This is a genomic window from Variovorax sp. PvP013 (assembly GCF_050435945.1).
Taxonomy (GTDB): Bacteria; Pseudomonadota; Gammaproteobacteria; order Burkholderiales; family Burkholderiaceae_C; genus Variovorax.
Genome location: NZ_JBNDLF010000001.1, coordinates 477,714 through 504,659, shown reverse-complemented (window position 1 = coordinate 504,659; position 26,946 = coordinate 477,714). Strand labels below are relative to the sequence as shown.

At 66.4% G+C, this 26,946-nt stretch carries 30 protein-coding genes; 17 read left to right on the top strand and 13 right to left on the bottom strand.

All coding sequences use genetic code 11. The annotated features are described in order from the left end of the window. Nucleotides 1–35: 35 nt before the first annotated feature. Genes aat through ABID77_RS02465 form a run of 3 tightly spaced genes read left to right on the top strand, consistent with a single transcriptional unit; the run spans nucleotide 36 to nucleotide 2,370 of the window. On the top strand, nucleotides 36–794 hold the full coding sequence (gene aat, locus ABID77_RS02475) for a leucyl/phenylalanyl-tRNA--protein transferase (RefSeq protein WP_429590347.1): 759 nt from the start codon (nucleotides 36–38) through the stop codon (nucleotides 792–794). Continuing rightward, nucleotides 791–1,540 carry an arginyltransferase gene (locus ABID77_RS02470; RefSeq protein WP_429590345.1) on the top strand — a complete coding sequence of 250 codons (750 nt, stop codon included), beginning with the start codon at nucleotides 791–793 and terminating at the stop codon, nucleotides 1,538–1,540. Before aat ends, ABID77_RS02470 begins: the two co-directional genes overlap by 4 nt. Before the next feature lie 32 nt (nucleotides 1,541–1,572). Next, nucleotides 1,573–2,370 carry an IclR family transcriptional regulator gene (locus tag ABID77_RS02465; RefSeq protein WP_429590342.1) on the top strand — a complete coding sequence of 266 codons (798 nt, stop codon included), beginning with the start codon at nucleotides 1,573–1,575 and terminating at the stop codon, nucleotides 2,368–2,370. Nucleotides 2,371–2,423: 53 nt separating this feature from the next. Here ABID77_RS02465 and ABID77_RS02460 read toward each other — a convergent pair whose 3' ends face one another. The 6 genes from ABID77_RS02460 to ABID77_RS02435 form a co-directional block, all read right to left on the bottom strand. Beyond that, nucleotides 2,424–3,593 carry a serine hydrolase gene (locus tag ABID77_RS02460; protein WP_429590339.1) on the bottom strand — a complete coding sequence of 390 codons (1,170 nt, stop codon included), beginning with the start codon at nucleotides 3,591–3,593 and terminating at the stop codon, nucleotides 2,424–2,426. Between the two features lie 326 nt (nucleotides 3,594–3,919). Beyond that, the gene (leuA, locus tag ABID77_RS02455; RefSeq protein ID WP_429590336.1) at nucleotides 3,920–5,626 is read right to left on the bottom strand and encodes a 2-isopropylmalate synthase; all 1,707 of its coding nucleotides are present in this window, start codon (nucleotides 5,624–5,626) and stop codon (nucleotides 3,920–3,922) included. Nucleotides 5,627–5,806: 180 nt separating this feature from the next. Further along, nucleotides 5,807–6,631, bottom strand: coding sequence for a CDP-diacylglycerol--serine O-phosphatidyltransferase (pssA, locus tag ABID77_RS02450; RefSeq protein WP_429590333.1), 825 nt, complete (start codon nucleotides 6,629–6,631; stop codon nucleotides 5,807–5,809). Nucleotides 6,632–6,792: 161 nt separating this feature from the next. Next, a complete protein-coding gene (gene ilvC, locus ABID77_RS02445) occupies nucleotides 6,793–7,809 on the bottom strand; it encodes a ketol-acid reductoisomerase (protein ID WP_429590330.1) in 1,017 nt (338 codons plus the stop codon). 146 nt (nucleotides 7,810–7,955) lie between these two features. Continuing rightward, a complete protein-coding gene (ilvN, locus tag ABID77_RS02440) occupies nucleotides 7,956–8,447 on the bottom strand; it encodes an acetolactate synthase small subunit (protein WP_296307214.1) in 492 nt (163 codons plus the stop codon). A 131-nt stretch (nucleotides 8,448–8,578) separates the two neighbouring features. Continuing rightward, on the bottom strand, nucleotides 8,579–10,363 hold the full coding sequence (locus ABID77_RS02435; RefSeq protein ID WP_429590327.1) for an acetolactate synthase 3 catalytic subunit: 1,785 nt from the start codon (nucleotides 10,361–10,363) through the stop codon (nucleotides 8,579–8,581). A gap of 277 nt (nucleotides 10,364–10,640) precedes the next feature. Between ABID77_RS02435 and ABID77_RS02430 the strand changes: the two genes are divergently transcribed. From ABID77_RS02430 to ABID77_RS02405, 6 genes are all read left to right on the top strand, one after another. After that, nucleotides 10,641–11,207: an RNA polymerase sigma factor gene (locus tag ABID77_RS02430; protein WP_429593247.1), complete on the top strand. Its 567-nt coding sequence runs from the start codon at nucleotides 10,641–10,643 to the stop codon at nucleotides 11,205–11,207. Between the two features lie 11 nt (nucleotides 11,208–11,218). Continuing rightward, entirely contained in the window at nucleotides 11,219–11,665 is a 447-nt protein-coding gene (locus tag ABID77_RS02425; RefSeq protein ID WP_429593244.1) for a DUF3619 family protein, read from the top strand. Nucleotides 11,666–11,757: 92 nt separating this feature from the next. Continuing rightward, complete coding sequence (locus tag ABID77_RS02420; RefSeq protein ID WP_429590324.1) at nucleotides 11,758–12,423, top strand: DUF3106 domain-containing protein; 666 nt, start codon at nucleotides 11,758–11,760, stop codon at nucleotides 12,421–12,423. Between the two features lie 13 nt (nucleotides 12,424–12,436). Beyond that, nucleotides 12,437–13,012 (top strand): RDD family protein, encoded by a 576-nt coding sequence (locus ABID77_RS02415; protein ID WP_429590321.1) that lies wholly within the window; start codon nucleotides 12,437–12,439, stop codon nucleotides 13,010–13,012. 16 nt (nucleotides 13,013–13,028) lie between these two features. After that, nucleotides 13,029–13,505 (top strand): diacylglycerol kinase, encoded by a 477-nt coding sequence (locus ABID77_RS02410; protein ID WP_429590318.1) that lies wholly within the window; start codon nucleotides 13,029–13,031, stop codon nucleotides 13,503–13,505. Between the two features lie 55 nt (nucleotides 13,506–13,560). Next, nucleotides 13,561–14,151: a TIGR00730 family Rossman fold protein gene (locus ABID77_RS02405; protein ID WP_429590315.1), complete on the top strand. Its 591-nt coding sequence runs from the start codon at nucleotides 13,561–13,563 to the stop codon at nucleotides 14,149–14,151. Between the two features lie 19 nt (nucleotides 14,152–14,170). Here ABID77_RS02405 and ABID77_RS02400 read toward each other — a convergent pair whose 3' ends face one another. Next, complete coding sequence (locus ABID77_RS02400) at nucleotides 14,171–14,509, bottom strand: P-II family nitrogen regulator (protein WP_296310682.1); 339 nt, start codon at nucleotides 14,507–14,509, stop codon at nucleotides 14,171–14,173. A gap of 104 nt (nucleotides 14,510–14,613) precedes the next feature. Between ABID77_RS02400 and ABID77_RS02395 the strand changes: the two genes are divergently transcribed. Both ABID77_RS02395 and ABID77_RS02390 read left to right on the top strand, forming a co-directional pair. Beyond that, a complete protein-coding gene (locus tag ABID77_RS02395) occupies nucleotides 14,614–15,606 on the top strand; it encodes a DMT family transporter (protein ID WP_429590312.1) in 993 nt (330 codons plus the stop codon). Next, nucleotides 15,603–16,820, top strand: a complete 1,218-nt coding sequence (locus ABID77_RS02390; RefSeq protein WP_429590309.1) for a GNAT family N-acetyltransferase — start codon at nucleotides 15,603–15,605, stop codon at nucleotides 16,818–16,820. The genes ABID77_RS02395 and ABID77_RS02390 overlap by 4 nt, the downstream gene beginning before the upstream one ends. Before the next feature lie 30 nt (nucleotides 16,821–16,850). Here ABID77_RS02390 and ppa read toward each other — a convergent pair whose 3' ends face one another. The 3 genes from ppa to ABID77_RS02375 all read right to left on the bottom strand — a co-directional run bounded on the left by ppa (nucleotide 16,851) and on the right by ABID77_RS02375 (nucleotide 18,230). Continuing rightward, nucleotides 16,851–17,378, bottom strand: a complete 528-nt coding sequence (gene ppa / locus ABID77_RS02385) for an inorganic diphosphatase (protein WP_429590306.1) — start codon at nucleotides 17,376–17,378, stop codon at nucleotides 16,851–16,853. Nucleotides 17,379–17,596: 218 nt separating this feature from the next. Next, nucleotides 17,597–17,872: a hypothetical protein gene (locus ABID77_RS02380; RefSeq protein WP_429590303.1), complete on the bottom strand. Its 276-nt coding sequence runs from the start codon at nucleotides 17,870–17,872 to the stop codon at nucleotides 17,597–17,599. Beyond that, nucleotides 17,859–18,230 carry a hypothetical protein gene (locus tag ABID77_RS02375; RefSeq protein ID WP_429590300.1) on the bottom strand — a complete coding sequence of 124 codons (372 nt, stop codon included), beginning with the start codon at nucleotides 18,228–18,230 and terminating at the stop codon, nucleotides 17,859–17,861. Before ABID77_RS02375 ends, ABID77_RS02380 begins: the two co-directional genes overlap by 14 nt. A gap of 128 nt (nucleotides 18,231–18,358) precedes the next feature. On the opposite strand from ABID77_RS02375, the gene ABID77_RS02370 reads away from it, so the two are divergent. After that, on the top strand, nucleotides 18,359–19,792 hold the full coding sequence (locus ABID77_RS02370) for an aldehyde dehydrogenase family protein (RefSeq protein WP_429593241.1): 1,434 nt from the start codon (nucleotides 18,359–18,361) through the stop codon (nucleotides 19,790–19,792). A gap of 31 nt (nucleotides 19,793–19,823) precedes the next feature. On the opposite strand, the gene ABID77_RS02365 is transcribed toward ABID77_RS02370, so the two are convergent. Then, nucleotides 19,824–20,687: a ZIP family metal transporter gene (locus ABID77_RS02365; protein WP_429590297.1), complete on the bottom strand. Its 864-nt coding sequence runs from the start codon at nucleotides 20,685–20,687 to the stop codon at nucleotides 19,824–19,826. Nucleotides 20,688–20,827: 140 nt separating this feature from the next. Then, the gene (locus ABID77_RS02360) at nucleotides 20,828–21,451 is read right to left on the bottom strand and encodes a superoxide dismutase (RefSeq protein ID WP_429590294.1); all 624 of its coding nucleotides are present in this window, start codon (nucleotides 21,449–21,451) and stop codon (nucleotides 20,828–20,830) included. Nucleotides 21,452–21,624: 173 nt separating this feature from the next. Here ABID77_RS02360 and moaA point away from each other — a divergent pair, with 173 nt between their 5' ends. The 5 genes from moaA (at nucleotide 21,625) to ABID77_RS02335 (ending at nucleotide 26,454) form a co-directional block, all read left to right on the top strand. Continuing rightward, complete coding sequence (gene moaA, locus ABID77_RS02355) at nucleotides 21,625–22,803, top strand: GTP 3',8-cyclase MoaA (protein WP_429590291.1); 1,179 nt, start codon at nucleotides 21,625–21,627, stop codon at nucleotides 22,801–22,803. Continuing rightward, complete coding sequence (mobA, locus tag ABID77_RS02350; RefSeq protein ID WP_429590288.1) at nucleotides 22,800–23,474, top strand: molybdenum cofactor guanylyltransferase MobA; 675 nt, start codon at nucleotides 22,800–22,802, stop codon at nucleotides 23,472–23,474. Before moaA ends, mobA begins: the two co-directional genes overlap by 4 nt. Continuing rightward, nucleotides 23,471–24,799 carry a molybdopterin molybdotransferase MoeA gene (moeA, locus tag ABID77_RS02345; protein ID WP_429590285.1) on the top strand — a complete coding sequence of 443 codons (1,329 nt, stop codon included), beginning with the start codon at nucleotides 23,471–23,473 and terminating at the stop codon, nucleotides 24,797–24,799. Before mobA ends, moeA begins: the two co-directional genes overlap by 4 nt. Before the next feature lie 139 nt (nucleotides 24,800–24,938). Further along, nucleotides 24,939–25,808, top strand: coding sequence for a fumarate hydratase (locus ABID77_RS02340; protein WP_429590282.1), 870 nt, complete (start codon nucleotides 24,939–24,941; stop codon nucleotides 25,806–25,808). A 22-nt stretch (nucleotides 25,809–25,830) separates the two neighbouring features. Further along, nucleotides 25,831–26,454: a fumarate hydratase C-terminal domain-containing protein gene (locus ABID77_RS02335; RefSeq protein WP_429590279.1), complete on the top strand. Its 624-nt coding sequence runs from the start codon at nucleotides 25,831–25,833 to the stop codon at nucleotides 26,452–26,454. A 16-nt stretch (nucleotides 26,455–26,470) separates the two neighbouring features. Here the strand turns inward: ABID77_RS02335 and rnhA are convergent, their stop codons facing one another. Continuing rightward, nucleotides 26,471–26,920 carry a ribonuclease HI gene (gene rnhA, locus ABID77_RS02330; protein ID WP_429590276.1) on the bottom strand — a complete coding sequence of 150 codons (450 nt, stop codon included), beginning with the start codon at nucleotides 26,918–26,920 and terminating at the stop codon, nucleotides 26,471–26,473. Between the last annotated feature and the right edge of the window lie 26 nt (nucleotides 26,921–26,946).

Here is a 26,946-nt window from a genome sequence, read left to right as displayed (position 1 = left end):
ATGGGCAAAATCGAATTGCCGATGCATATCGCATCATGACGACCAAACTTCCCTGGCTCGCGCCGAGTGAACATGTTCCCGAGCCTTTCAGCGCTTGGGGCGCACATGACCCGGTGCCGGGCCTGCTTGCTGCGGGGGGATCGCTCGACGTCGAGACATTGAGGGACGCCTATGGCAAAGCGGTGTTTCCATGGTTCAGCGATGGTCAACCGATCCTCTGGTGGAGCCCCGATCCCCGGATGACCCTTGCACCAACGTCTTTTCGGCTGCATCGATCGTTGCGCAAGTCGCTGCAGGCGTTTCGCGCAGACCCTCGCTGCGAGATCCGCATCGACCATGACTTCGAAGCCGTGATCAGTGCGTGTGCAGGGACTCCGCGCCAAGGTCAGACGGGAACATGGATCGTGCAGCCGATGATCGAGGCCTACGTCGCACTGCATCGCGCCGGCCTGGCGCACAGTGTCGAGACATGGGTCGATGGGAAATTGGCAGGCGGGCTGTATTGCGTCGCGCTGGGACACGCGATCTTCGGCGAATCGATGTTCGCGCGCCGCACCGACGCGTCGAAGACAGCGCTCGCGGCCCTCGTGTGCCTGTGTCTGCACGAAGGCGTCGAACTCGTCGACTGCCAGCAGAACACGGCACATCTGGCCAGCTTGGGCGCTGTCGAGATCTCGCGCGAACAACTCGTCGCGCATGTCGCGAACGCGCAGAAGAAAGCTGTGCTCGACTGGCATTTCGACCCCGTATACTGGTCCGAACTGTTGCAACGGCCATCCGCTTCGTCGACGTGACGCACCTCAAGGATCTCCCTTTCCACGCCCTGCAGTTCTATGCAACGGCGTCCTATCCGTGCAGTTACCTGCCGAATCGCCAGGCTCGTTCGCAGGTCGCCACGCCCAGCCACCTGATCCACAGCGACGCCTATTCGGATCTCGTGCGCGACGGTTTCCGTCGCAGCGGCATGTTCACCTACCGTCCGTATTGCGATGGCTGCAATGCATGCACACCGCTGCGCGTGCCAGTGGCCCGATTCAAGCCCAATCGCAGCCAGCGTCGTGCATGGACGCGACACTCGGACCTTCAGGTGCGCGTGCTCAAGCTGTGCTTCACGCCGGAGCACTACCAGCTCTATTTGCGTTACCAAAGCCATCGCCATGCCGGCGGTGGCATGGATCACGACAGCATCGATCAATACACCCAATTCCTGTTGCAGAGCCGCGTCAACTCGAGGCTCGTCGAGTTTCGTGAAAACCTGCCCGACGGTAGCGCCGGCAAATTGAAAATGGTTTCGATCCTCGATGTGCTCGACGATGGACTTTCAGCGGTCTACACCTTCTACGAGACCGATGCGGGCGCTGCTTACGGCACCTACGGCGTGCTGTGGCAGATCGAACAGGCACGTCGGCTGTGCCTGGCCCACGTCTACCTGGGTTATTGGATCGAGGACAGTGCCAAGATGGCCTACAAGAAACATTTCCAGCCGTGCGAGGTGCTGGTGGGTGGCCACTGGAAAGACGGAAGCGATTTCACCAAGTAAAATTGTGACCCAGTCTTCTTCGGGTTGCATCCATGACAAAGCCACATTCAGACATCCCTGCGACGCCTGTGATCCAGGTGATCGAGCGCATGTTCGCCCTCATCGATGTGCTGGCTTCCAGGACGGATGCGATCTCCCTGAAGGAAATCAGCGAGAAGACAGGGCTTCATCCTTCGACGACGCATCGCATCCTCAACGACCTGGCGGTCGGACGCTTCGTGGATCGTCCTGCGGCTGGCAGCTACCGACTCGGAATGCGGCTCCTCGAATTGGGAAATCTCGTCAAAGGCCGGCTCAGCGTTCGCGACGCAGCCCTGGCGCCCATGCGCGAATTGCACAAACTCATCCAGCAGCCGGTCAATCTCAGTCTGCGGCAAGGCGATGAGATCGTCTACATCGAAAGAGCCTTCAGTGAGCGCTCGGGCATGCAGGTGGTGCGTGCCATCGGTGGCAGAGCACCTCTGCACCTGACATCGACCGGCAAGCTGTTCCTGGCAGCGGAGGAACCGCAACGTGTGCGCAGCTATGCGACACGCACCGGTCTTTCAGGTCACACACGCAACAGCATCACGCAACTGCCGATTCTGGAAAGGGAACTGGCCAGAGCACGTCAGCAAGGCATCGCACGAGACAACGAAGAACTGGAATTGGGCGTGCGCTGCATGGCTGCAGGCATTTACGACGACCAGAGCAAGCTTATTGCCGGGCTTTCGATCTCGGCACCGGCGGATCGTCTCGATGACAACTGGCTGCCGAAGCTTCAAGCGACTGCCAACGAAATATCGAGCGCCCTGGGCTACAACGCGGATCCACCCTCTTCTGCTTCCTGAGCCCACATTGCCAGCTACGGCAACGACCGCTCGCGCGGTCAGACAGCAAAAGATCAATCTCCAGCAGAATGCGGCATTCCTGAAGCCTGGAGACCGGGCGCCATCAGGTGAGTGGCCTCCACCCAACGACGCACACGTTCTGCATCCCCGATGCGACTGAGCTTGCCGGCCGAATCCAGGAAAACCATGATGAGTTTTCTGCCAGCGATCTTGGTCTGCATCACGAGGCACTGTCCCGCTTCCGAGATGTATCCCGTCTTCTGGACACCGATGTCCCAATCCGGGCTTCTGACCAAACGATTCGTCGTGTTGTACTGAAGCGTCCGATTACCCACTGCCACCTGATAGTTGGGTGACGTCGAGAGTTCTCGCACCATGGAATTGGATGAAGCAGCATTCACCAGCAGCGCCAAGTCCTGCGCACTCGATTGATTGCGACTCGACAGGCCCGTGGGTTCCACGTAGACGGTGTCGCGCATCCCCAGCATCTTGGCTTTGGCGTTCATCATGCTGACGAACGTCGAGAGGCCACCCGGATAGGTCCGACCCAGGGCATGGGCCGCGCGGTTCTCGCTCGACATGAGTGCAAGATGCAAAAGTTCGCCACGCGACAGTGTCGTGCCGATGCGCAGGCGCGAACTGCTGCCTTTTTCCGTGTCGACATCGTCTTGCGTGATGGTGACGAACTCCTCCATCGGAAGACGTGCTTCACTGACCAGCAGACCTGTCATGAGCTTGGTGATCGATGCGATGGGCAAGACGGCATGATCGTTCTTGCTGAACAGGACTTCGCGCGTATCCTGATCGATGACGAGCGCTGCGCTCGACTTGAGGTCGAGTGCATCTTCGGTCCCGTGAAGTCCGGCGATCTGGCCGTACGAAAGCCTGGGCGTCTCGGCCAGCCGAACGACCGAGCGGCGTTCGACCGCCACGACCGTCTTGCCACCTCGCTTGCGCAACGTGGCGACGATGTTGCGGCCGCCACTCACCGATTTTTCCACCGCTACCGCATTCTTCCCAGACCGGGGAGACACGGCGACCAGCGCAGCGCCCTTGCGTTTGCTCTCGACCGAGACTTGAGTCTTCTTCGTCGGTGCGACTTTCTTGGTCGCCGCTTGGGCACCGGGCCAGAAGAGAGTCGTCGCACACAATGCAATGGTGATTGCACGAACGTTGGACATCAAACGCTGGCTTGAAACTCGGTTTGCACGGGCTTCTGACATCAAAACTTCTCCAGCGACGACGACTACGGTCCAGCAGTGTATCGAAATCGAAAAAAGCATGCAATGACAATTACTTGCGCTTCTTTCTTCATTCAGAAGCAAAAGACTACTTAAGAATCAATCGCCACGCTTGCCAAAGTCAGGATTTCGATGGAGGTACCCGTGCGGAAGAGACTTCACGGTTCGACGGCTGTCATTCATTCATTCATGTCGGCAACCGTCGATCGTTCATCAACGCGCATGGCTGCGGCATCGTCGACACGGGATCGCCGGACGACGAAATCAACCCTCTTCGAGGGTCGCCCGACGTCTGGACGCTTTCCTGCTCAGTTGTCTACGGTTGCGACGGGTCGAGCCTTGGCAACACCCTGCGCGCGGGCTCGCTCGAGTCCGCAGACGATGGCCTTGAGCGATGCCGAGATGATGTTCGCGTCCCGACCCACGCCGAACAGCGTGTGTTTCTCGTCGACACGCAATTCGAGATAGGCCATCGCCTGTGCATCGGCGCCCTCGCCGATCGCATGCTGGTGATAGTCGACGACACGGATCGAATGCCCGGTGGTGTGCGACAGGGCCTGGATGAAGGCGTCGATCGGCCCGTTGCCACGCCCTTCGATCGGATGCGTTTCGCCGTCCCAGGCCAGGTCCGCACGCAGCACGACGGTCGAGGCATTGCCTTCGCCCACTTCTTCGAGCACCCGATGCTGCGGACCCACGACGGTGCGCACCCGGTATTCGTCCTCGAACAGTTGCCACAGATCGGTGGCGGTCAGTTCCTTGCCGGCGACGTCCATCACGCGCTGCACCACCTGACTGAACTCCATCTGCAACCGACGCGGCAATTCGAGCCCGTACTCGCTCTCAAGCAGGTAGGCGATGCCGCCCTTGCCCGACTGGCTGTTGACGCGGATCACGGCTTCGTAACTGCGCCCCACGTCCTTCGGATCGATCGGCAGGTAGGGCATGTCCCAGATGTCGCCTTCCTTGCGAGCCGCGAAGGCCTTCTTGATGGCGTCCTGATGCGATCCCGAGAAGGACGTATAGACCAGATCACCGACATACGGGTGCCGCGGATGCACGGCCATCTGATTGCATTGCTCGACCGTGACCCGGATCTCGTCGATGTTGGAGAAATCGAGTCCTGGCGAGACTCCTTGCGTATAGAGGTTGAGTGCGACGTTGACGAGATCGAGGTTGCCGGTTCTCTCGCCGTTGCCGAACAGGCATCCCTCGATGCGGTCGGCCCCCGCCATCAATGCGAACTCGCCCGCCGCCGTTCCGGTACCCCGGTCGTTGTGGGGATGCACGCACAGCACGATGGCATCGCGCCGTTCGAGGTGGCGATGCATCCACTCGATCATGTCGGCAAAGATGTTGGGCGTCGAATGCTCGACGGTGGACGGCAGGTTGATGATGCACTTGCGCTCGGGCGTCGGAGCCCAGACTTCGGTGACTGCATCGACCACGCGCTTGGAAAACGCCACGTCGGTACCGGAGAACATTTCGGGCGAATACTGGAATGTCCACTGCGTTCCGGGCTGCTTCGCGGCGCATTCGTTGAACATGCGCGCATGCGTGGTTGCCAGTTCGACGATCTCGTCCTCGTCCATGCCGAGCACCACCCGGCGCATGATCGGCGCCACGGCGTTGTAGAGATGAACGATGGCACGCGGTGCGCCCTGGAGCGATTCGAACGTCCGCGCGATCAGGTGGTCGCGCGCCTGCGTCAGGACCTGGATCGTGACGTCGTCGGGAATGCGGTTCTCTTCGATGAGCTTGCGGACGAAATCGAACTCGACCTGCGATGCCGACGGGAATCCGATCTCGATCTCCTTGAAACCGATGGACACCAGCGTCTCGAACATCCGCATCTTGCGCGCGATGTCCATGGGTTCGACGAGGGCCTGATTGCCGTCACGCAGGTCCGTCGACAGCCAAATCGGCGCCTTGCTCAGGACGGCATCGGGCCAGGTGCGATCCTTCAGGCCGATAGGTGCGAAGGCGCGGTACTTGGTGTCGGGTTGCTTCAACATGACGGTTCTTTCGATGGAAGGAGAAATCCACCAGCAACCCCAAACAAAACGGCCCGTTGCTGGTGCGAACGGGCCGTTGGTGTGGAAACGCGCGTGCGCTACCTCATCCGCCCGTAGGGGATGATTAGTAGGGCCAGCGACATCTTGCTCATGGAACTGGCGAATGTAGCACAGGCCATTTCACTTGTGCAGCCCCCGCTCGTCGGGCTCGTCGGTCGACATGCTGATCAGACTGACCGGCGCGCCCTTGGCCTTGCGCCAGGCGTAGACCACGTAACCGCTCAGCCCATAGGCGACGAAGACCCCGAACAGCACGGTCGGCGGATGGATGTTGACCACGGCGATCGCCAGCGCGATCAACACGATGGACGCGAAGGGCACGCTCTTCTTCATCTGGATGTCCTTGAAGCTGTAGAACGGCGCATTGGTGACCATCGTCAGACCCGCATACAGCGTGAAGGCGAAGGTGATCCATGTGATCTGCCTCCATGACAGGTACAGCACCTCGTCGCCACGCTTGCCCCATTCCGTCATCAACCAGATGAAGCCGGCCACCAGGGCCGCTGCGGCCGGCGACGGCAGCCCCTGGAACCATCGCTTGTCGACCGTGCCGGTGTTGACGTTGAAGCGGGCCAGCCGCAGCGCGGCACAGGCGCAATACACGAAGGCCGCGATCCAGCCCCAGCGCCCCAGTCCCTTGAGCGACCACTCGTAGGCGATGAGCGCCGGCGCGGCGCCGAACGACACCATGTCGGAGAGCGAATCCATCTGCTCGCCGAACGCGCTCTGCGTGTTCGTCATGCGGGCGATCCGGCCGTCGAGGCTGTCGAGCACCATGGCTGCGAAGACGCCCAGGGCGGCGAGATCGAAGCGCGCGTTCATGGCCATCACGACGGCGTAGAAGCCGCCGAACAACGCCGCCAGCGTGAACAGATTGGGCAGGATGTAGATGCCCTTGCGGCGCTTGCGTGGCACCAGGTCGTCGGCCAGCGTGTCGTCATGCATCGAGGTCGCTCCTTGGTCGCGAAGGTGCCGCATCGACCGCGCACGGGGGCGCACCGAAACAGAATGTGAGGTTCATCGCAGTCAGTGTAGTTGAGCGTCCGGAACGCCAAGAACGGAAAAAGCCACCGCGAGGGTGGCTCCAAGAGGCCGAGTCCGGGGACTCAGTTGCGGGTCTGGTCGACCAGCTTGTTCTTCTTGATCCAGGGCATCATGTCGCGCAGCTTCTCGCCGACGACTTCGATCTGATGCTCGGCGTTCAGACGGCGGCGGCTGATCAGCGTGGGCGCGCCGGCAGCGTTTTCCAGCACGAAGCTCTTGGCGTATTCGCCGGTCTGGATGTCCTTCAGGACCTGCTTCATGGCCTTCTTGGTCTCCTCGGTCACGATGCGCGGGCCCGTGACGTACTCGCCGTACTCGGCGTTGTTGGAGATCGAGTAGTTCATGTTGGCGATGCCGCCTTCGTAGATCAGGTCGACGATCAGCTTGAGTTCGTGCAGGCATTCGAAGTACGCCATCTCGGGCGCGTAGCCGGCTTCCACCAGCGTCTCGAAACCGGCCTTGATCAGTTCGACCGTGCCGCCGCACAGAACGGCCTGCTCGCCGAACAGGTCGGTCTCGGTCTCTTCGCGGAAGTTGGTCTCGATGATGCCGGCCTTGCCGCCGCCGTTGGCAGCGGCATAGCTCAGGGCGAGGTCGCGGGCCTTGCCAGTCTTGTCCTGGTGCACGGCCACGAGGTGGGGCACGCCGCCGCCTTGCGTGTAGGTGCCGCGGACGGTATGGCCCGGTGCCTTGGGAGCGACCATCCAGACGTCGAGATCGGCGCGCGGCTGCACGAAACCGTAATGCACGTTGAAGCCGTGCGCGAAGACGAGCGAAGCGCCTTCCTTGATGTTCGGAGCCACGTCGTTCTTGTAGACGTTGGCGATCTGCTCGTCGGGCAACAGGATCATGACGACGTCGGCAGACTTCACGGCTTCGGCGACTTCCGCCACCTTCAGGCCGGCCTTCTCGACCTTCGGCCAGGACGCGCCGCCCTTGCGCAGGCCGACCACGACCTTCACGCCGCTGTCGTTGAGGTTCTGTGCGTGCGCATGGCCCTGCGAGCCGTAGCCGATGATGGCGACCGTCTTGCCTTTGATCAGGCTGAGGTCGGTGTCCTTGTCGTAGTAAACCTTCATGATGTTCTCCAGATAGATATGCAGATGCAATGTGGTGATGCCGTTCGTGTTGAGCCTGTCGAAGGGCTCAATGCGGTCCCCGCTCGCGCGAAGGCTTCGACAAGCTCAGTCCGAACGGACGGCGACTGAGCCCCGATGCATGGACGTCAGACGCGCAGGATGCGTTCGCCGCGTCCGATGCCGCTGGCACCGGTGCGCACGGTCTCGAGGATCGCACCCCGATCGATCGCTTCCAGGAAAGCATCGTTCTTGCCGTGATCGCCCGTGAGTTCCACGGTGTAGCTCTTGTCGGTGACGTCGATGATGCGGCCACGGAAGATCTCGGCCATGCGCATCATCTCCTCGCGCTCCTTGCCGACGGCACGGACCTTGACCATCATGAGCTCGCGCTCGGTGTAGGCACCTTCGGTCAAATCGACGACCTTGACCACCTCGATCAGGCGGTTGAGATGCTTGGTGATCTGCTCGATCACGTCGTCCGAACCCGCCGTGACGATCGTCATGCGCGACAGACTCGGGTCCTCGGTCGGTGCGACGGTCAGGGATTCGATGTTGTAGCCACGGGCCGAGAACAGGCCCACCACGCGGGACAAGGCACCGGCCTCGTTCTCCAGCAGGACAGCAATGATGTGTTTCATGAGTGCGGACTCCTCTTTTCGCCGCCCTCCCCCGCGCACGGTAATGCGCGGGCTCGGCGGGCAATAGATTCGTCGAAAAGGATGTGGGAAAACGGAACGCGATCGGACTCGACCGCGTCACAAACCGTGGATCAGAGGTCTTCGGAACCCAACAGCATCTCGGTGATGCCCATGCCGGCCTTGACCATCGGGAAGACGTTCTCGGTCGGGTCGGTGCGGAAGTCCATGAACACCGTGCGGTCCTTGAGCCTGCGCGCCTCGCGCAGTGCCGGCTCCACGTCCTGGGGACGCTCGATCAGCATGCCGACGTGGCCGTAGGCCTCGGCGAGCTTCACGAAATTGGGCAGCGCGTCCATGTAGCTGTGGCTGTAGCGGCCGGAGTACTCGATCTCCTGCCACTGGCGCACCATGCCCAGATAGCGGTTGTTCAGCGCGCAGATCTTGATCGGCGTGTTGTACTGCAAACAGGTGGAGAGTTCCTGGATGCACATCTGCACCGAGCCTTCGCCGGTGATGGTGAACACTTCGGACTCCGGCTTGGCCAGCTTAATGCCCATCGCGTAGGGGATGCCCACGCCCATGGTGCCCAGTCCGCCGGAGTTGATCCAGCGGCGCGGCTCGTCGAAACGGTAGTACTGCGCCGCCCACATCTGATGCTGGCCCACGTCGGACGTGATGTACGTGTCGGCGTCCTTGGTCATGTTCCAAAGCGTCTCGACCACGAACTGCGGCTTGATGACATCGGTGTTGCCACGGTCGTAGGCCAGGCAATCGCGGCTTCGCCAAGACTCGACGTTCTTCCACCAATCGGACAATGCACCCGCGTCGGGCTTCTGGGTGGCCTCGCGGATCATCGTGATCAGTTCGGTCAGCACGTCCTTGACGTCGCCGACGATCGGCACGTCGACCTTCACGCGCTTGGAGATGCTCGACGGATCGATGTCGACATGGATGATCTTGCGCTCGTTCTGCGCGAAATGCTTGGGGTTGCCGATCACGCGGTCGTCGAAGCGCGCGCCCACGGCCAGCAGCACGTCGCAGTTCTGCATCGCGTTGTTGGCTTCGATGGTGCCGTGCATGCCCAGCATGCCGAGGAACTTGCGGTCGCTCGCGGGATAGGCACCCAGGCCCATCAGCGTGCTGGTGACCGGATAGCCGAGCATGTCGACCAGCGTGCGCAGTTCGTTCGTCGCGTTACCGAGCAGCACACCGCCGCCGGTGTAGATATAGGGACGCTTGGCGTTGAGGAGCAGCTGCAGCGCCTTGCGGATCTGGCCGCCGTGCCCCTTGCGCACCGGATTGTACGAGCGCATCTCGACCTTGTCGGGATAGCCGGTGTAGGTTACCTTCTTGAAGGACACGTCCTTGGGGACGTCCACCACCACCGGGCCCGGACGGCCGCTGCGAGCGATGTGGAAGGCCTTCTTCATCGTCATCGCCAGGTCCTTAGGATCCTTGACGAGAAAGTTGTGCTTGACGATGGGGCGCGTAATGCCGACGGTGTCGCATTCCTGGAACGCGTCGAGGCCGATGGCGGCCGTCGGCACCTGTCCCGAGATGATGACCATCGGGATCGAGTCCATGTAGGCCGTGGCGATGCCGGTGACCGCGTTGGTCAAGCCCGGACCCGAGGTGACCAATGCCACGCCGACTTCGCCCGTCGCGCGTGCGAAGCCATCTGCTGCATGCACGGCCGCCTGTTCGTGGCGAACGAGCACGTGCTGGATGGTGTCCTGCTTGTAGAGCGCGTCGTAGATGTAGAGCACCGCGCCGCCCGGATAGCCCCAGACATACTGGACGTTCTCGGCCTGGAGCGCCTTGATGAGCACTTCGGCGCCCATGAGCTCCTGGGACGGATGACCGGAGGTGGCGGATGCGGCTGCTGCGGAAGCGAGTTCCGCCTTCGAGATTTCCATGATGAACCTTTGCGTTTTTTCGGGCACGAAAAACCTTGGGTGCCCCTTGCCAACCCTTGTGGGGTCGCGTCGGGACTTGAGGCCAAAGCCATGGACGAACTCGATGCGTTTCGCCGGACCGTGACCCGTTTGCCTTTTGACTTGCAATGCGCATTATGACATCGACGAGACATGGCTCGATGCCCCGCGTGAGGGCAGTGCCATAATCCGCGCCGAAAAGAACTCGATTGCCGCGGAAGACAGACCCCCACATGGCGCCACGATGCGCTCCTGCGACTTGGCTACCGAACAAGAACTTTCCGATTTTCTGAAAAGCGTCGAACGCCGGGCCTTCAAGCGCTCGGTCTATCACGTGAAGGACCAGGAAGCGGCACTCGACATCGTGCAGGACAGCATGATGAAGCTCGCCGAACATTACGGCGACAAGCCCCCCGGCGAATTGCCGATGCTGTTCCAGCGCATCCTCTCGAACTGCACGCTCGACTGGTTCCGGCGTCAGAAGACGCGACGTGCGTTGTTCTCCAACCTGAGCGATTTCGAAGCGCCCGATGGCGATGGGGACTTCGACCTGCTGGAGAACCTCGCCTCTCCGACCGATTCGCGCGAATCCGAAAGTGCCGAGGACGCCACGCGCCGCTCGCAGATCTTCAGAGAGATCGAAGAGGAGATCGCCGCCCTGCCGGGTCGTCAACGCGAGGCTTTCCTGATGCGTTACTGGGAAGAAATGGACGTGGCGGAAACCGCTGCGGCCATGGGCTGCTCGCAAGGCAGCGTCAAAACCCACTGTTCGCGTGCCGTCCACGCGTTGAGCAAAGCGCTCACGGCCAAGGGAATATCGCTATGAACACGTCGTCAATCACTTCCAGAGAAGCACTTTCACGGTTTTCGGCCGGTTCGGGCCCCGCGGGATCCGCGGATGAACGTTTTGCCCGGCGCCTGACCGCGCGCCTTTCCGCTGGCGCCCACGAGTTGCCGCACGACGTCGCCGAACGCCTGCGCGTGGCACGGACCCAGGCCGTGGCGCATCGCCGCCGACCGGTCCGGCAGACGGCGACCGTGGGAACGTCGGGAGGCGCGGCGCTCCTGGGCCTGGGTCAGGTCTGGTGGGCCCGGCTCGGAGCGGCCCTCCCCTTGGTGGCCCTGGTGGTCGGACTCATGGCCATCAGCATCGTGCAGGACGACGATCGCACCAGCGAGCTCGCGGACGTGGACTCGGCACTGCTCGCCGACGACCTGCCGCCGACGGCCTACGCCGACCCCGGTTTCGCGCAGTTCATCAAGAGCGACGCATCCACGCACTGATGCTCCGGCCGAGACGGTCGATCGACCTCCGGGTCCGCCGTTCGCGCGCTCATTGCCTTTCGTTTCTCTTTCCGCACTCACGGTCCACCACGGTGTCTTCCATCTCTTTCTCGCTGCGTTGCGGTCTGGGCATCGCGTTGCTCGGCGGTGCCACGGTCCTCGCCATGCACGGGAACGTGCAGGGTCAGTCGATGCCCGCCGCCCGGTCCGACGCAGTTGCCTCGCAGGCGAAGCCGGCCGTGCCCGCGACGCCGTCCCGGCCGGCCTGGCGCGAACTGACGGCCGAACAGCAGCAGGCGCTCCATCCGCTGGCGCCGGTATGGGACGAGCTGTCGGAACAGCACAAGCGCAAATGGCTGGCCCTGTCGCGCAACCATGCGAAGCTCTCGCCCGCCGAACAGGCCGTCCAGCACAGCCGCATGACGGAATGGGCCACGATCGGCCAGAGGGAACGTGCCCAGGCGCGCTTCAATTTCGCCGCGATCAAGCAGGTCCCCGCCGACGAACGCAAGGCCAAGTGGGAGGCCTACCAGGCGCTCAGCCCGGAAGAGAAGCGCCAGCTGGCCGAACGCGCCCCGGCCCGGCCGGCCGGCGTGGCCCCGACGATCTCACCCGTTCCTGCCCGCAAGCTCGCGCCGGTCGTCGCACCGACGCACAGGAACGGCACGACCGCCAACGCCGCTACGCCGATGCCATCGACGCAGCCCATGCCGCCCACGCGACCGGATCCGATTCCGGCCGGCGACCGACCGCTCTGAGATCGCGTCTTCGATGCGTCCGGAACCCGTCGTGCCCGACGTCGACATCGACGCGCATCCATCGCCGGCCCCTGCTCCGACGCCTGCCCTTTCGCCCTTCGGCCCCGTCCCCGGCCTCTGGCGCCGCATGGCCTGCTGGCTCTACGAAGGCATGCTGCTGTTCGCGGTCGTCTTCGTCGCCGGCTGGCTGTTCAGCACGTTGGGGCAGATGCGCGATGCGATGGATTCGCGACGCCACCTGCTCCAGGCGTTCCTCTTCGTCGTCTTCGGCATCTACTTCGGCTGGTTCTGGTCACGCGGACAGACCCTGGCGATGAAGACTTGGGGGCTGCGCCTGGTGGACCGGCACGGCCGGCCGGTGACCCAGGCCCGCGCGGGGCTGCGCTACCTCCTGTGCTGGATCTGGTTCCTGCCGCCGCTGGCGGCGATCGCGCCGTTCCGTCTGTCCGGCGGCGAATCGGCGTTGCTCGTGGCCGGCTGGGTGATCGTCTGGGCGCTGCTCGCACGCTTCCACCCGGAACGACAGTTCTGGCACGACGCCTGGGCCGGCACGCGCCTCGTGACGTCCAGGCCGATGAGCCGTCATTGAAAGACTCGACGACCTCATGAATCGCCATTGCAACGACGATCGCGCCGATGGCGGACAGACAGCGTCGAGGGCGGCCGGAGAAGCGGCGGACGGCACGCCACCACCCGGCCCGGCGAACCCGCAGAAGGCACGGCGTGGACTCGATCGCATCCTCCACGCCGGCCTGATCTCGATCGCCGGCCTGCGCGCCGGCTGGGGCGAGACGGCGTTTCGCCAGGAGGCCCTGGGCGCTGTGGTACTGCTGCCGATGGCCTTCTGGGTCGGGCGCGGCTGGATGGAAGTCGCCCTGTTGTCGGCCAGCGTGATGCTGGTGCTGATCGTGGAACTGCTCAACAGCGGCATCGAAGCCGCGATCGACCGCGTCGGCCCCGAATGGCACGCCCTGTCCAAGAAGGCCAAGGACCTGGGGAGCGCGGCCGTGCTGCTGTCGCTGCTGCTGTGCGGCGCCATCTGGGCGGCGGCCCTGTGGCAACGGTTCGGGACGACACCTTGACGCCCGACCATCGGTGCGGCCGTCGCCCGTCACACATTGGCGGCATGATCGCCGCATGAATCCTGCTTTTTCGATTTGCGTCTATTGCGGCTCGCGCCCCGGCGAGCGCCCCGAATTCACGGCCTCCGCCCGCGCCGTCGGTCACTGGATCGGCGAACGGGGAGGCCAGCTCGTCTACGGCGGCGGCCGGACCGGCCTGATGGGCACGGTGGCCGAAGCCACGCGCGAAGCCGGCGGCCGCGTCGTCGGCATCATCCCCCAGGCGCTGGTGGACAAGGAGGTCGCCAACCGAGCCTGCGACGAACTCCTGATCGTCGACACCATGCACGAGCGCAAGGCCTTGATGGGCGAGCGCGCCGATGCCTTCCTGGCGCTGCCCGGCGGCATCGGCACCTTCGAGGAACTGTTCGAGATCTGGACCTGGCGCCAGTTGGGCTACCACGACAAGCCGATCGGCATCCTGAATGTGGCGGGCTACTACGACGGCCTGCTCGCCTTCATGGCCCACAGCGTGAGCGAAGGTCTGATGTCGTCCTGGCAGATGGAACTGGTTCGCAGCGGCGATGCCCGCGAGCCGCTGCTGGAGGCCCTGATCGAGGAATCGCGGCACCGTCCGGGCGGGGATCGCCTGGCCGACGTCGTCTAGGCTGGCCTCCGTCGACCGGTCAGACCGCGGCTTCGTCCTCCTCGCCGGTGCGGATGCGCACCACGCGCTCCACGCTGGTGACGAAGATCTTGCCGTCGCCGATCTTGCCGGTGCGCGCGGCGCCGATGATGGCGTCCACGCTGCGGTCGAGGTCGCCTTCGTTGACCACGACCTCGATCTTCATCTTGGGCAGGAAGTCGACCACGTACTCGGCACCGCGATAGAGCTCGGTGTGGCCCTTCTGCCGGCCGAAACCCTTGACTTCCGTGACCGTGAGCCCGGAGACGCCGACCTCGGCCAGGGCTTCGCGCACGTCGTCGAGCTTGAAAGGTTTGACGATGACGGTGATGAGCTTCATGGGATGTGCTTCCTGAGGTTTCGTGGCGGGGGCAAAAGGAGAGATTAACGCGAATCGGCCGCTCGCCTGCACCGCCGCGCGCTCGCTGTTAACCTCGATCGGCGATGCGCCCCTCCCTTCCTGGCTCCACGGCCGCCGACGCCCCGGGCACCCCCGCCACCTCGGCACCGCCTCGGGCCGCGTTCCGGTGGTTCTCCGGCCAGCCCTACGTGCTGCTCGTCTTCACGATGCTGATCTGGGGCGCGAACGCGGTCGCCGCGCGCCTGGCGGTCGGCGAGGTTTCGCCCATGGTCGTGACCTTCCTTCGCTGGGCCGTCTGCTGCGTGGCGCTCCTGCTGACGTCGCGGCGCCAGATCGCCGAGCACTGGCACGTGCTGCGGCCTTCCTGGCGCTACGTCGCCCTCATGGGAGCGCTGGGCTTCACAGGCTTCAACGCGCTGTTCTATGCCGCCGCGCATCACACCACCGCCATCAACATCGCGATCATCCAGGGCACGATCCCCGTCTTCGTGCTGCTCGGCAGCCTGGTGGTCTACCGCACCCGCATCGGCGTGCTGCAGGTGCTGGGAGTGGCGCTGACGCTGGCCGGCATAGCGGTCGTGGCGTCGCGGGGACACCTCTCGGAGCTGGCCGGACTCGACTTCAATGCCGGCGACGTGTGGATGATCGTCGCCTGCGTCCTCTATGCCGGCTATGCGCTCGGCCTGCGCCGGCGTCCCGCCGTGCCGGCGGTGGTCTTCTTCGCCGCCACGGCGGCGGTGGCGGCGCTGGTCTCGCTGCCGCTGGTCGCGATCGAGATCGCCCGCGGCCAGGCCTTCTTGCCGACACCGACCGGCCTGGCGCTGGTGCTGTTCATCGGCCTGCTGCCTTCCTTCGTCTCCCAGTTGACCTTCATGCAGGCGGTGAGCTTGATCGGCCCGGCGCGCGCGGGCATGTTCATGAACCTGGTGCCGATCTTCGGGCCGCTCCTGGCCGTCCTGGTGCTGGGCGAGCCCTTGTCGACGTTCCACGCCGTGGCGCTCGCGCTGGTGCTGGGCGGCATCTACATCGCCGAACACCTGGGCGCCCACCGACGCCCCACCCCACCCGCCCCATGACCCAGCCGATCCTGCGCCTCCACGACGACCCCTCCGCCATCGATGCCGCCGCCTGGAACGGCCTGCTCGCCGCACAGACCGCGCCCAGCCCGTTCATGCGCCACGAATACTTGGCCGCCCTGAACGACAGCGGCAGCGCGACGCCCGAGAGCGGTTGGACGCCGCAGTTCGCGACGCTCTGGCGCGACGAGATCCTGCTCGCGGCCTGCCCGCTCTACGTGAAGGACCATTCGTATGGCGAGTACGTCTTCGACTGGGCCTGGGCCAACGCCTACGAGCAGCACGGCCTGAGCTACTACCCCAAGGCGGTCGTGGCGGTGCCGTTCACGCCGGTGCCCGGCGCCCGGCTGCTGGCGCGCGACGCGCAGAGCCGCACGCTGCTGGTCGACGGCCTGATCCAGTGGTGCCGACAGGCGGGGGTGTCGTCGCTGCACCTGCTCTTCGGCGCCGACGAGGACATCGCCGCCAGCACCGAGGTCGGACTGATGCTGCGCAACACCGTGCAGTTCCACTGGCACGATGCCGGCTACGCGGACTTCGAGGCCTTCCTCGCCAGCCTGGCGCACGACAAGCGCAAGAAGATCCGCCAGGAGCGCCGCAAGGTGCGCGACGCGGGCGTGACGTTCCGCTGGTCGCGCGGTGCCGACATCGCCGAGGCCGACTGGGATTTCTTCTACCGCTGCTACGCCCGCACCTACCGCGAGCATGGCAACGCGCCCTACCTGAAGCGCGACTTCTTCCGCCGCATGGCCGACACCCTGCCGCAGGCGTGGCTGCTGTTCATCGCCGAGCGCGAGGGCCGGCCGATCGCGTCGAGCCTGATCGCTCTGTCGGTCGATGGTGGCATCGACGTTGCCGGCCGACCCCGGGCGGCCTACGGACGCTACTGGGGCGCGATCGAGCGCGTCGACTGCCTGCATTTCGAGGCCTGCTACTACCAGCCGCTCGAATGGTGCATCGCGCACGGCGTGGGACGTTTCGAAGGGGGTGCGCAGGGCGAACACAAGATGGCGCGGGCCCTGATGCCGGTGAAGACGACCAGCGCACACTGGCTGGCCCATCCGTCCTTCGCCGATGCCGTGGAGCGCTTCCTGGAGCGCGAGGGCGCGGGCATCGGCAACTACATGGAACACCTGGAGGAACGCAGCCCCTTCAGGACGGCGGCGCCCACCCCGGCGCCGTCGGCGGCCGGGTCGTCGACCGGCACGGACTGAGTCCGCACCGGACCGGCCCCGCCGCCGGACTCACTTGTTGTAGTTGGCGATGCCGTCGAGGATTTCCTTCTTCGCGGCTTCCAGGCCTTCCCAGCCCAGCACCTTGACCCACTTGCCCGCTTCCAGATCCTTGTAGTGCTCGAAGAAGTGGCTGATGGCCTTCAGGCGCATCGGGTTGACGTCGTCGATCGAGTTCCAGTGGCTGTAGATCGGCAGCACCTTGGTGGTGGGCACGGCCAGCACCTTGCCGTCGACGCCGGCCTCGTCCTCCATCATCAGGATGCCCAGCGGACGGCACGGCACCACCACGCCCGGCAGCAGCGGGTACGGCGCGATGACCAGCACGTCGACCGGGTCGCCGTCGCCCGACAGCGTCTGCGGCACGAAGCCGTAGTTGGCCGGGTAGTACATGGCGGTGGTCATGAAGCGGTCGACGAACAGGGCGCCGGACTCCTTGTCCACCTCGTACTTGATCGGGTCCGAGTTCATCGGGATCTCGATGACCACGTTGAAGGCGTCGGGGATGTTCTTGCCGGGGGAGACTTTGTCGAGGGACATGTTCGTTGTCGGTGGAGTGGAAATGGGGGAAGAAAAGCCGCGAGCATGCGCATGCGACGGCTCGGACCGATCCGCAGTTTACTTTCCTGACCCGAGTGCGCCGTTGCCCCGGCGAGTCTGACCTGCGACCGGTCACCGTCGGGCCAGCGATTTCCCTGTGCCACGGGCCCAACGACGACGCCCGCACGGATGGCGGGCCTTCCCTCGAAGCGGTTCGATCAATCGCCCGTGGACGGTGCGGCGGGAGCGACGCCGTTCTCTCCCGCGTCGAGGGCTTCCTGCAGCGCCTTGCAAGACGGCGCGCAGACGCTCTGCGACTTGCCCAGCACCTGGCGCGTGCGCATCTGCGAGCGCAGCCGATGCTTGCCGCACATGAAGCACGACATGGTCGCGCCGCTGAACGAGGCCGAAGCCCGGAACGGCGAGCCGGAGGGCTTGGACTTGTAGCGCAGGCCGTCGGCCACCACGGCCGTCTTCACGTCAGCCTTGGACATCGGAAGCGCCCCCTTGGTCGGCTTCGGTGCGACGCATGGCGCGCGCGATGGCTTCGCGCGCCCGCATCTCGGCGGCGAGCGACACGTCCAGCGCGGTACGGCACAGGCCGGCATGCGCGTAGTTGACGTTCTCGTAGAGTTCGGCCGCGGCCGGATAGTGGTCGAGCAGGCGGCCGAGGGCCGGGCCCGACTCGACATCGGCGAACTCGTGCACCAGATGCATCACGACCGAGCGGTACTGGTCGGCACCGACGGGGACGGCACTCCGGTCGAGCCGTTCGAGCAGGTGCGCCAGCCTTTCGGCGACGTCCAGACCGGCATGGGGTGCCTTGGAAGTGGAAGAGCGTGTTGCGTTCATGCAGGCCAGTTGGGGCGCTTCGGAGACTTTGCAAGTGGCGCGGCGGTACCGGGTCGCCTTACCATGCACGCCCGTGCGCCACGCCCGCACCGATGCACCGTCCACCCCAGTTCCCCCTCCCGATCGCCATGCAGCTCAACCACATCGCCAACGCCGCCGTGCCCTCCTCCTCCGGACGCACGATCCCCGTCATCGACCCGTCGGACGGCCAGCCCTTCGACGAGATCCAGCGCGGCAACGCCGAGGACATCGACGCCGCCGTGCGCGCCGCGCGGGATTGTTTCGAGGGCGTCTGGCACAAGGTCAGCGCCGCCGAGCGCGGTCGCCTGCTCCATCGCCTCTCGCAGAAGATCGCCGAGCACGTCGACGAACTCGCCGCCCTGGAGCAGCGCGACTGCGGCAAGCCGGTGAAGCAGGCACGCGCCGACGCGCTGGCGCTGGTGCGCTACTTCGAGTTCTACGCCGGCGCCTGCGACAAGTTCCACGGCGAGACCATCCCCTACCAGGACGGCTACAGCGTCTTCACCTGGCGCGAGCCCCACGGCGTGACCGGCCACGTCATCCCGTGGAACTACCCGATGCAGATCTTCGGCCGCAGCGTGGGCGGCGCGCTGGCCGCGGGCAACGTCTGCGTGGTCAAGCCGGCCGAGGACGCCTGCCTGTCGCTGCTGCGCGTGGCCGAACTGGCGGCCGAGGCGGGCTTTCCGGCCGGGGCGCTCAACATCGTCACGGGCTACGGCCACGAGGTCGGCGACGCCCTGGCGCGCCACGAGGGCATCGACCACATCAGCTTCACCGGCAGCCCGACGGTCGGCACGCTGATCCAGCAGGTCGCGGCCGAACGCTACTGCCCGGTCACGCTGGAACTGGGCGGCAAGAGCCCGCAGCTCGTCTTCGCCGACGCCGACCTCGGCGCGGCCGTGCCGATGATCATCAACGCCATCGTGCAGAACGCCGGCCAGACCTGCTCGGCCGGCTCGCGCGTGCTGATCCAGCAGGACATCTACGAACTGCTGCTGGAGCGCCTGGGCCGCGCCTTCGAGGCGCTGCGCGTCGGCCCGGCGGCGATGGACCTGGACGTCGGCCCGCTGATCCGCCAGTCGCAGCAGCAGCGCGTCTGGGATTTCCTGTCGGACGCGCAGGTCGCCGGCATTCCGATGGTGGCGCAGGGCGTGGTGGTCGACGAGGCGCCGGAGACCGGTTTCTACCAGGCGCCGACCCTGCTGCGCGACGTGCCGGTCGACCACCGGCTCGCGCAGGAGGAGGTCTTCGGCCCGGTGCTCGCGGCGATGTCGTTCCGCGACGAGGACGAGGCCATCGCGCTGGCCAACGCGACGCAGTTCGGCCTGGTGTCGGGCGTCTGGACGCAGGACGGCGCACGCCAGTTCCGCATGGCCAAGCGCCTGCGCGCCGGTCAGGTCTTCATCAACAACTACGGAGCCGGTGGCGGCGTGGAACTGCCCTTCGGCGGCGTCAAGTCGTCGGGTTACGGCCGGGAGAAGGGTTTCGAAGCGCTCTACGGCTTCACGACGCTCAAGACCGTGGCCATCCGCCACGGTTGAGCCGGGACGGTACCGCCCGGACGGGCCGTAGTCAGCCCAGGGCCGTGTCCAGCAGCATCATCAGCACGAAGCCGACCATCAGACCGGCCGTGGCGAAGGCCTCGTGACCCTTGCGGTGCGATTCGGGAATGATCTCGTGGCTGATGACGAACAGCATCGCACCCGCCGCGAAGCCCAGACCCCACGGCAGCAACGCTGCCGAGTAGCCGACGATGGCGGCGCCGAACACCGCGCCGATCGGTTCGACCAAGCCCGAGGCCATGCCCAGCGCGACGGCGAACGTGCGCCGGTAGCCGGCCGACAGCAGCGCCACGGCCACCACCAACCCCTCGGGCACGTCCTGGATGGCGATGCCGGTGGCCAGCGCGTTGGCACGCACACCCTCGTTGCCGGCATAACCGACGCCGATGGCGAGTCCTTCGGGCAGGTTGTGCAGGGCGATGGCGATGACGAAGAGCCAAGTCCGGCGCAGCTTCTGCGCCGAGTGGCCTTCGCGGCCCTTGATGAAATGTTCGTGCGGCAGCAGGCGGTCCATGGCCAGGAGGGCCGCCGCGCCCAGCAGGATGGCGATGCCAATGACGCTGCCCGCCGCCCAGCGGCCACCCCCGAAGACGCCGATCGACTTGGCGGCCTCCAGCCCCGGAATCACCAACGAGAAAGCGCAGGCGGCCAGCATCACGCCGGCACCGAAGCCGAACAACGTGTCCTGCACACGGTCCGACAGACGCTGGGAAAACAGCACCGGCAAGGTGCCCAATGCGGTCGCCATGGCGGCGACCGAACCGCCGACCAGGGCCTGCATGATGACCGGATCGCCACTGGCGAGCAGCCAGGTCTGCGTCAGGACCCAGACGCCGCCTGCCAGCAGGAATCCGAGTCCGACGCGTTCGCGCAAGGAGCGCGGAACGCGTACCGTCTGCGCCGAAGTCCGATCTTCCATGTCTCGATTCACCTTCAGCGTCGCGGGAGTTGCAGGGATGGACGAAGCGAAACAGGATGTCCGCTGCGGCCGGCCTGCCCGTCGAGGCGGTCCGGTCAGCCGCGAGCCGCGGCGAAACGTCGGGCCACTTCGTTCCAGTCGATCACGTTATAGAACGCGGCGATGTACTCGGGACGACGATTCTGATACTTCAGGTAGTAGGCGTGCTCCCACACGTCCAGGCCGAGGATCGGCGTGTTGCCCGAACCGATGCCGGTCATGAGCGGACTGTCCTGATTGCCGCTGCTCTCGACGGCCAGCTTGCCGTCCTTGGACACCGTCAGCCAAGCCCAGCCGCTGCCGAAACGCGTGAGCGCCGCCTTGGTGAAGGCTTCCTTGAAGGCGTCGAGGCCGCCGAGGTCCGCATCGATCGCCTGGGCCAGCTCGCCCGTCGGCGCACCACCGCCCTGGGGCGACATCACGGTCCAGAACAGGCTGTGGTTGGCGTGGCCGCCACCGTTGTTGCGCACCGGCGCACGCAGCTTCTCGGGCAGTTGCTCGACGCCCGCGATCAGTTGCTCCACCGGCACGTCGGCATGCTCGGTGCCGTCGAGCGCGGCATTGAGGTTGTTGACGTAGGTCTGGTGGTGCTTCGTGTAGTGGATCTCCATCGTCTGCGCGTCGATGTGCGGCTCGAGCGCGTCGTAGGCGTAGGGAAGCTTGGGCAATGCGTAGGTCATGAGAATCCTTCGTTGAAGTTGATGGCGGAACTCGACATGGGATGATAGTTATTCTTAACGACTCTGTCGGACACGCCGCCAAGGCCATGCAAGGCGTCGTCGGCGCCTACGGCCGGGCAGTAACCACGCGAAGCGTCGAGCGACGACCCTTGGGTTAAATTGCTTCGCTGCCCATGATCGAAACCTTCGTCCCCATCGCCGACATTCGCCGTGCGCCCGCTTCGGTGCCGTCGCCGACCCTGCAGACACGCCCGTCCACGGGCGTCCTGCTCGACCGTCTGGGTCGCCCCCTGACCGACCTGCGCATCAGCGTGACGGACCGCTGCAACTTCCGCTGCAGCTACTGCATGCCCAAGGAGGTGTTCGACAAGAACCATCGCTACGTGCCGCATTCGGCGCTGCTGAGCTTCGAGGAGATCACCCGGCTCGCGCGCCTGTTCGCGTCGCAGGGCGTGCGCAAGATCCGCCTGACCGGCGGCGAACCACTGTTGCGCAAGAACCTCGAGGTACTGGTCGAGCAGCTCGCCGCCCTGCGCACGCCCGACGGCGCGCCGCTCGACCTGACGCTCACCACCAACGGTTCCCTGCTCGCGCGCAAGGCGAAGGCGCTCAAGGCGGCCGGCCTCAACCGCGTGACGGTCAGCCTCGACGCCCTCGACGACGCCGTGTTCCGCCGCATGAACGACGTCGATTTCCCGGTGGCCGACGTGGTCGCCGGCATCGACGCCGCGCTCGACGCCGGCCTGGGCCCGGTCAAGATCAACATGGTGGTCAAGGGCGGCACCAACGCGCAGGAGATCGTGCCGATGGCGCGCCGCTTCCGCGGCTCGGGCGCCACTCTGCGCTTCATCGAGTACATGGACGTCGGTGCCACCAACGGCTGGCGCATGCACGAGGTCGTGCCCTCGGCCGAGGTGGTGCGCCGCATCGCGGAGGAATTCCCGCTCGTGCCGCTGGAGGCCAGCGCTCCCGGCGAGACGGCGCAGCGCTGGGGTTACGCCGACGCCGCCGGCGACGCCGATCCGGCGCTGGGCGAGATCGGCGTCATCAGCAGCGTGACACGGGCCTTCTGCGGCGACTGCAGCCGTGCCCGGCTGTCGACCGAGGGCCAGCTCTATCTGTGCTTGTTCGCCGGTCGCGGCCACGATCTGCGCCCGCTGGTGCGTGAGCACGTCGGCATCGACGGTCGGCTCGCCTCGGCGGCGAGCGACGAACGCATCCTCGACGAGATCGCCGGCATCTGGCAGGGCCGCGCCGACCGCTACTCCGAACTGCGCGCCTCGCGCCCGAGCGAGCCGGCCGACGGCGCCGCGGCGCCGCGGCGCGTCGAGATGAGCTACATCGGCGGATGAATCCGATCGGGTCGCAGGACATCACGGGCCTCGTGCTCGCCGGCGGCCGGGGCACGCGCATGGGCGGCGTCGACAAGGGGCTGCAGGATCTCGACGGTGTGCCGCTGGCCCTGCATGCGCTGCGCCGGCTGCAGGTCCAGGTCGGCCGCGTCGCCCTCAACGCCAACCGCCATCGATCGACCTACGAAGCGTTCGGCGCGCCGGTCTGGTCCGACGACCTGCCCGACCATCCCGGACCGCTGGCCGGCTTCCTGGCCGGGCTCGGCCGGTGCGGGACGCCTTTCCTGCTCACCGTGCCCTGCGACACGCCACTGTTCCCGCTCGACCTCGCCGACCGGCTCGCGCGGGCGCTCGGCACGGCGGACGCGGAACTGGCCGTGGCCGGTGCCCCGCAGGCCGATCGCCACGGCACGGTCTCGCTGCGCCCGCAGCCCGTCTGCTGCCTGATGCGCGCCGACCTGATGGGCAGCCTGCGGGCGTTCGTCGCCGGAGGCGGTCGCAAGATCGACGCCTGGACCGCCGGCCACCGCACCGTGCTCGTGCCTTTCGACCGGCCCGGCGACGACCCGGACGCCTTCCGCAACGCCAACACGCACGACGAACTCGATGCTCTGCGCGGCCGGTCTTCCATCCTGGTCGGCGAGCCGGTGACCGACACGCCTCGTCCATGAGCCGCCTCGCCGACATCGCCGCCGCCCTGCCCGGCCATGACCCGACCGGCGTGCACGTCGACGTCGCGCTCGCCTTCCTCGATCGGCTCGTCGCCGCACCGGCCGCGCTGGCGGCGCGCGAGCTGCCGCTGCGAGACGCACTCGACCGCGTGCTGGCCTGCGACGTCGTCTCGAACGTCGACGTACCTCCGCACGACAACTCGGCCATGGACGGCTACGCCTTCGACGGCGACGTCCTGGCCGATGTCAATTCGATCGACGGCGACACCGTGCGGTTGCGCGTCGCGGAGGGCACCGCGCTGGCCGGCAGCGTGCGCGACGGTCGCGCGGGCGCCGGCGAGGCGGTGCGGATCATGACCGGCGCGATGATGCCGACGGGCCTCGACACCGTCGTGCCGCAGGAACTCTGCCGCGTCGCCGACGGCGTCGTGAGCTTTCCGCGCGCGCTCCTGGCGCGCGGCGCCAACCGCCGCCGCGCCGGCGAGGACCTGCGCGCCGGCCGGCCCGTGCTGCGGTCCGGCGACCGGCTGACGCCGGCCGCGCTCGGACTCGCGGCGAGCATCGGCCGGGCCACGCTGCCGGTTCTGGACCGCCTGCGGGTGGCGTATTTCTCCACCGGCGACGAGTTGCTGGGACCGGGCGACGCACCCCGCGCCGGCGCCGTCTACGACAGCAACCGCGCCGCCATCGGCGGCCTGCTGACGCGCCTGGGCTGCGAGGTGGTCGACCTGGGGCCGGTGCCGGACGACCCCGCGGCGCTCGAAGCGGCATTGCGCCGCGGCGCGCGAGAGGCCGATGCCATCCTCACCACCGGCGGCGTCAGCGCGGGCGACGCCGACCACACCCGGCGCGTGATGCACGAGCTCGGCGACGTCGCCTTCTGGAGCCTGGCGATCCGCCCGGGACGGCCGATGGCGGTCGGGCTGATCGCCGACGCCTCCTGCACCGCCGGGTCCGGCCGGCACGCCCTGCTCTTCGGGCTGCCGGGCAATCCGGTGGCGGCGATGGTCGCCTTCCTGGTCCTCGTGCGGCCGGCGCTGCAGAAGCTCATGGGCTGCAACGAAGCCGCCCGCCGCGCGCCCCCGCTGATGCGCGCGCGCCTCGCGGCGCCCCTGCGCAAGCGCGTCGGCCGTACCGAGTTCCCGCGCGGTTTCGTGACGGCGGTGCCGGGCGACTGGCCCGAGGTGCGCCTGGCCGACCACCAGGGCTCGGGCGTGCTCAGCGCGATGGCGTCGGCCAACGCGCTGGTCGTGCTCGGCCCGGGGGTCGAGGCCGTGGCGGCGGGCGAACTGGTCGACGTGATGCCCTTCGACGGCGCGATGTAGCGCGCCGCCACGGCGCGGCGTCGGGATCGTCCGTCCGACCTCGCGACACCGGTCGGATTCGCTCATAGCTGCTAGTACTTCCACGCCCTGTCCCGGCGGGCGACGCTGTCCACAATGGCCGTCAGGAAGACAAATCACCATGGCCATCGCCTACGACACCCTGCGCGACGTCAGCGCCCGGCTCTACGACCGCTCGCTGCGCGGCATTCCCGAGGACACGGACGCGGCCCTGCGGCGTGCCCTGGCGCACGACGGCAACGAGACGGCGCGCCACACGCTGAGGATCATGCTGCAGAGCGCCGAGGCGGCGGCGCGCGAGCAGCACTTCGTCTGCTCCGACGCCGGCGTGCCGGTGTACTTCGTGCGCATCGGCACCCAGGCCCGTTTCGCCGGCAACGTGCGCGCCGCGATCACCGAGGGCTTCGAACGGCTCGTGGAAACCATCCAGCCGCCCCTGCTGCCGCACGTGACCCACCCGCTGACGCTGGAGCGCGGCCACCGGGGCAAGGGCATGCCCATCGTCACCTTCGACCTGGTCGACGACTGCGATTTCGTCGACATCACCTGCTCGCCCAAGGCGCTGGGCTCCGGGCGCTGGGCGGCGCTGGAGATCTTCAGCTTCCCGGACCTGGCCACCATCGAGCGCTTCGTGCTGGAGACGGTCGTCAAGGCCGGCTCGCAGCCCTGCCCGCCGGTGGTGATCGGCGTCGGCGTGGGCGGCACCTTCGACTACGCGGCCAAGATGGCCAAGGAGGCGACGTTGCGCCCGATCGGCCAGTCGCACCCCGAGCCGCTGGTCGCCGCCATGGAGCGGCGCCTGGTGGAGGCCGTGAACGCCACCGGCTTCGGCCCGATGGGCACGGGCGGCGACAGCACCGCGATGGCCGTGCACGTCGACTACTGCGCCGGCCACGGCTTCACGCCGGTGGCGGTGGCCTTCAACTGCTGGATCAACCGCCGCACCCGCGCCCGCCTGTACAACGACGGCCGGGTCGAGACCGTGGAGTGAACGACATCGCCACCGCACCGCCATGACCATCCGCACCCACCGCCTGACCTTCCCCCTGAGCGAGGCCGACGCGCGCGGACTGCGCGCCGGCGACCTCGTCGTGATGGACGGCGAGATCATCGTCACCGCCGGCATCCCGACCCACGAGCGCATGCTGCGCTGCCTCGACGGCCACGAGACGCCACCGATGGAACTGCGGGGCGCCTCCATCTTCCACCTCGGCAGCTTCAGCCGCGAGACGGACGGCCGCTTCGAGGTGCTCTACGTCAACCCGACCACCAGCACGCGCTTCAACCCGGTCATGCCACGGTTGATCGAAGGCTTCGGCTGGCACGCCGTCGGCGGCAAGGGCGGACTCGACGCCGCCAGCCTGCCGGCGATGCGCGCGGCCGGCTGCGTCTACCTGTCGTTCCTGGGCGGCGGCTGCACGCTGCTGTCGGCGGCCGTCAAGGAGGTGCTGCAGATCGGCTGGAGCGACATGCTCACGCACTACCGGCTGGTGCGGTTGCGCGTCGAGGGCCTGGGGCCGGCCACCGTCGGCATCGACGCGCACGGCCGCAGCCTGTACGCGGAGGAGCAGGCCAGCGCGAAGGAACGCCTGCCGGAGATCCTCGCGCAGCTGGCGGCCCGGCGCGCCGAGGCCTGACCCCGACGCGATCGGCTCAGAGCCGTCCCTGGGCGCGCAACACGCCCTTGTTCGCCAGCATGTCGGCGCGCTCGTTGCCCGGATCGCCGGAATGGCCCTTGACCCAGCGCCATTCGATCTGGTGGCCGCTCTCGTGCACCAGCTTGTCCAGCCGCTGCCAGAGTTCGGCGTTCTTCACCGGCTGCTTGGTCGAGGTGCGCCAGCCCTTGGCCTTCCAGCCGTGGATCCATTCGGTGATGCCCTGGCGCACGTACTGGCTGTCGAGGTAGATGACGACCTTGCACGGCCGCTTGAGCGCGGACAGGCCCTCGATGACGGCCTCGAGTTCCATCCGGTTGTTGGTGGTGACGAGCTCGCCGCCGAAGATCTCCTTCTCGGTCGCGCCCGACTTGAGCCAGGCGCCCCAGCCGCCCGGGCCGGGATTGCCCTTGCAGGCGCCGTCGGTGTAGATCTGTACTTCGGTCAATGGAAATGCCCTCGTGTCGTGATGTC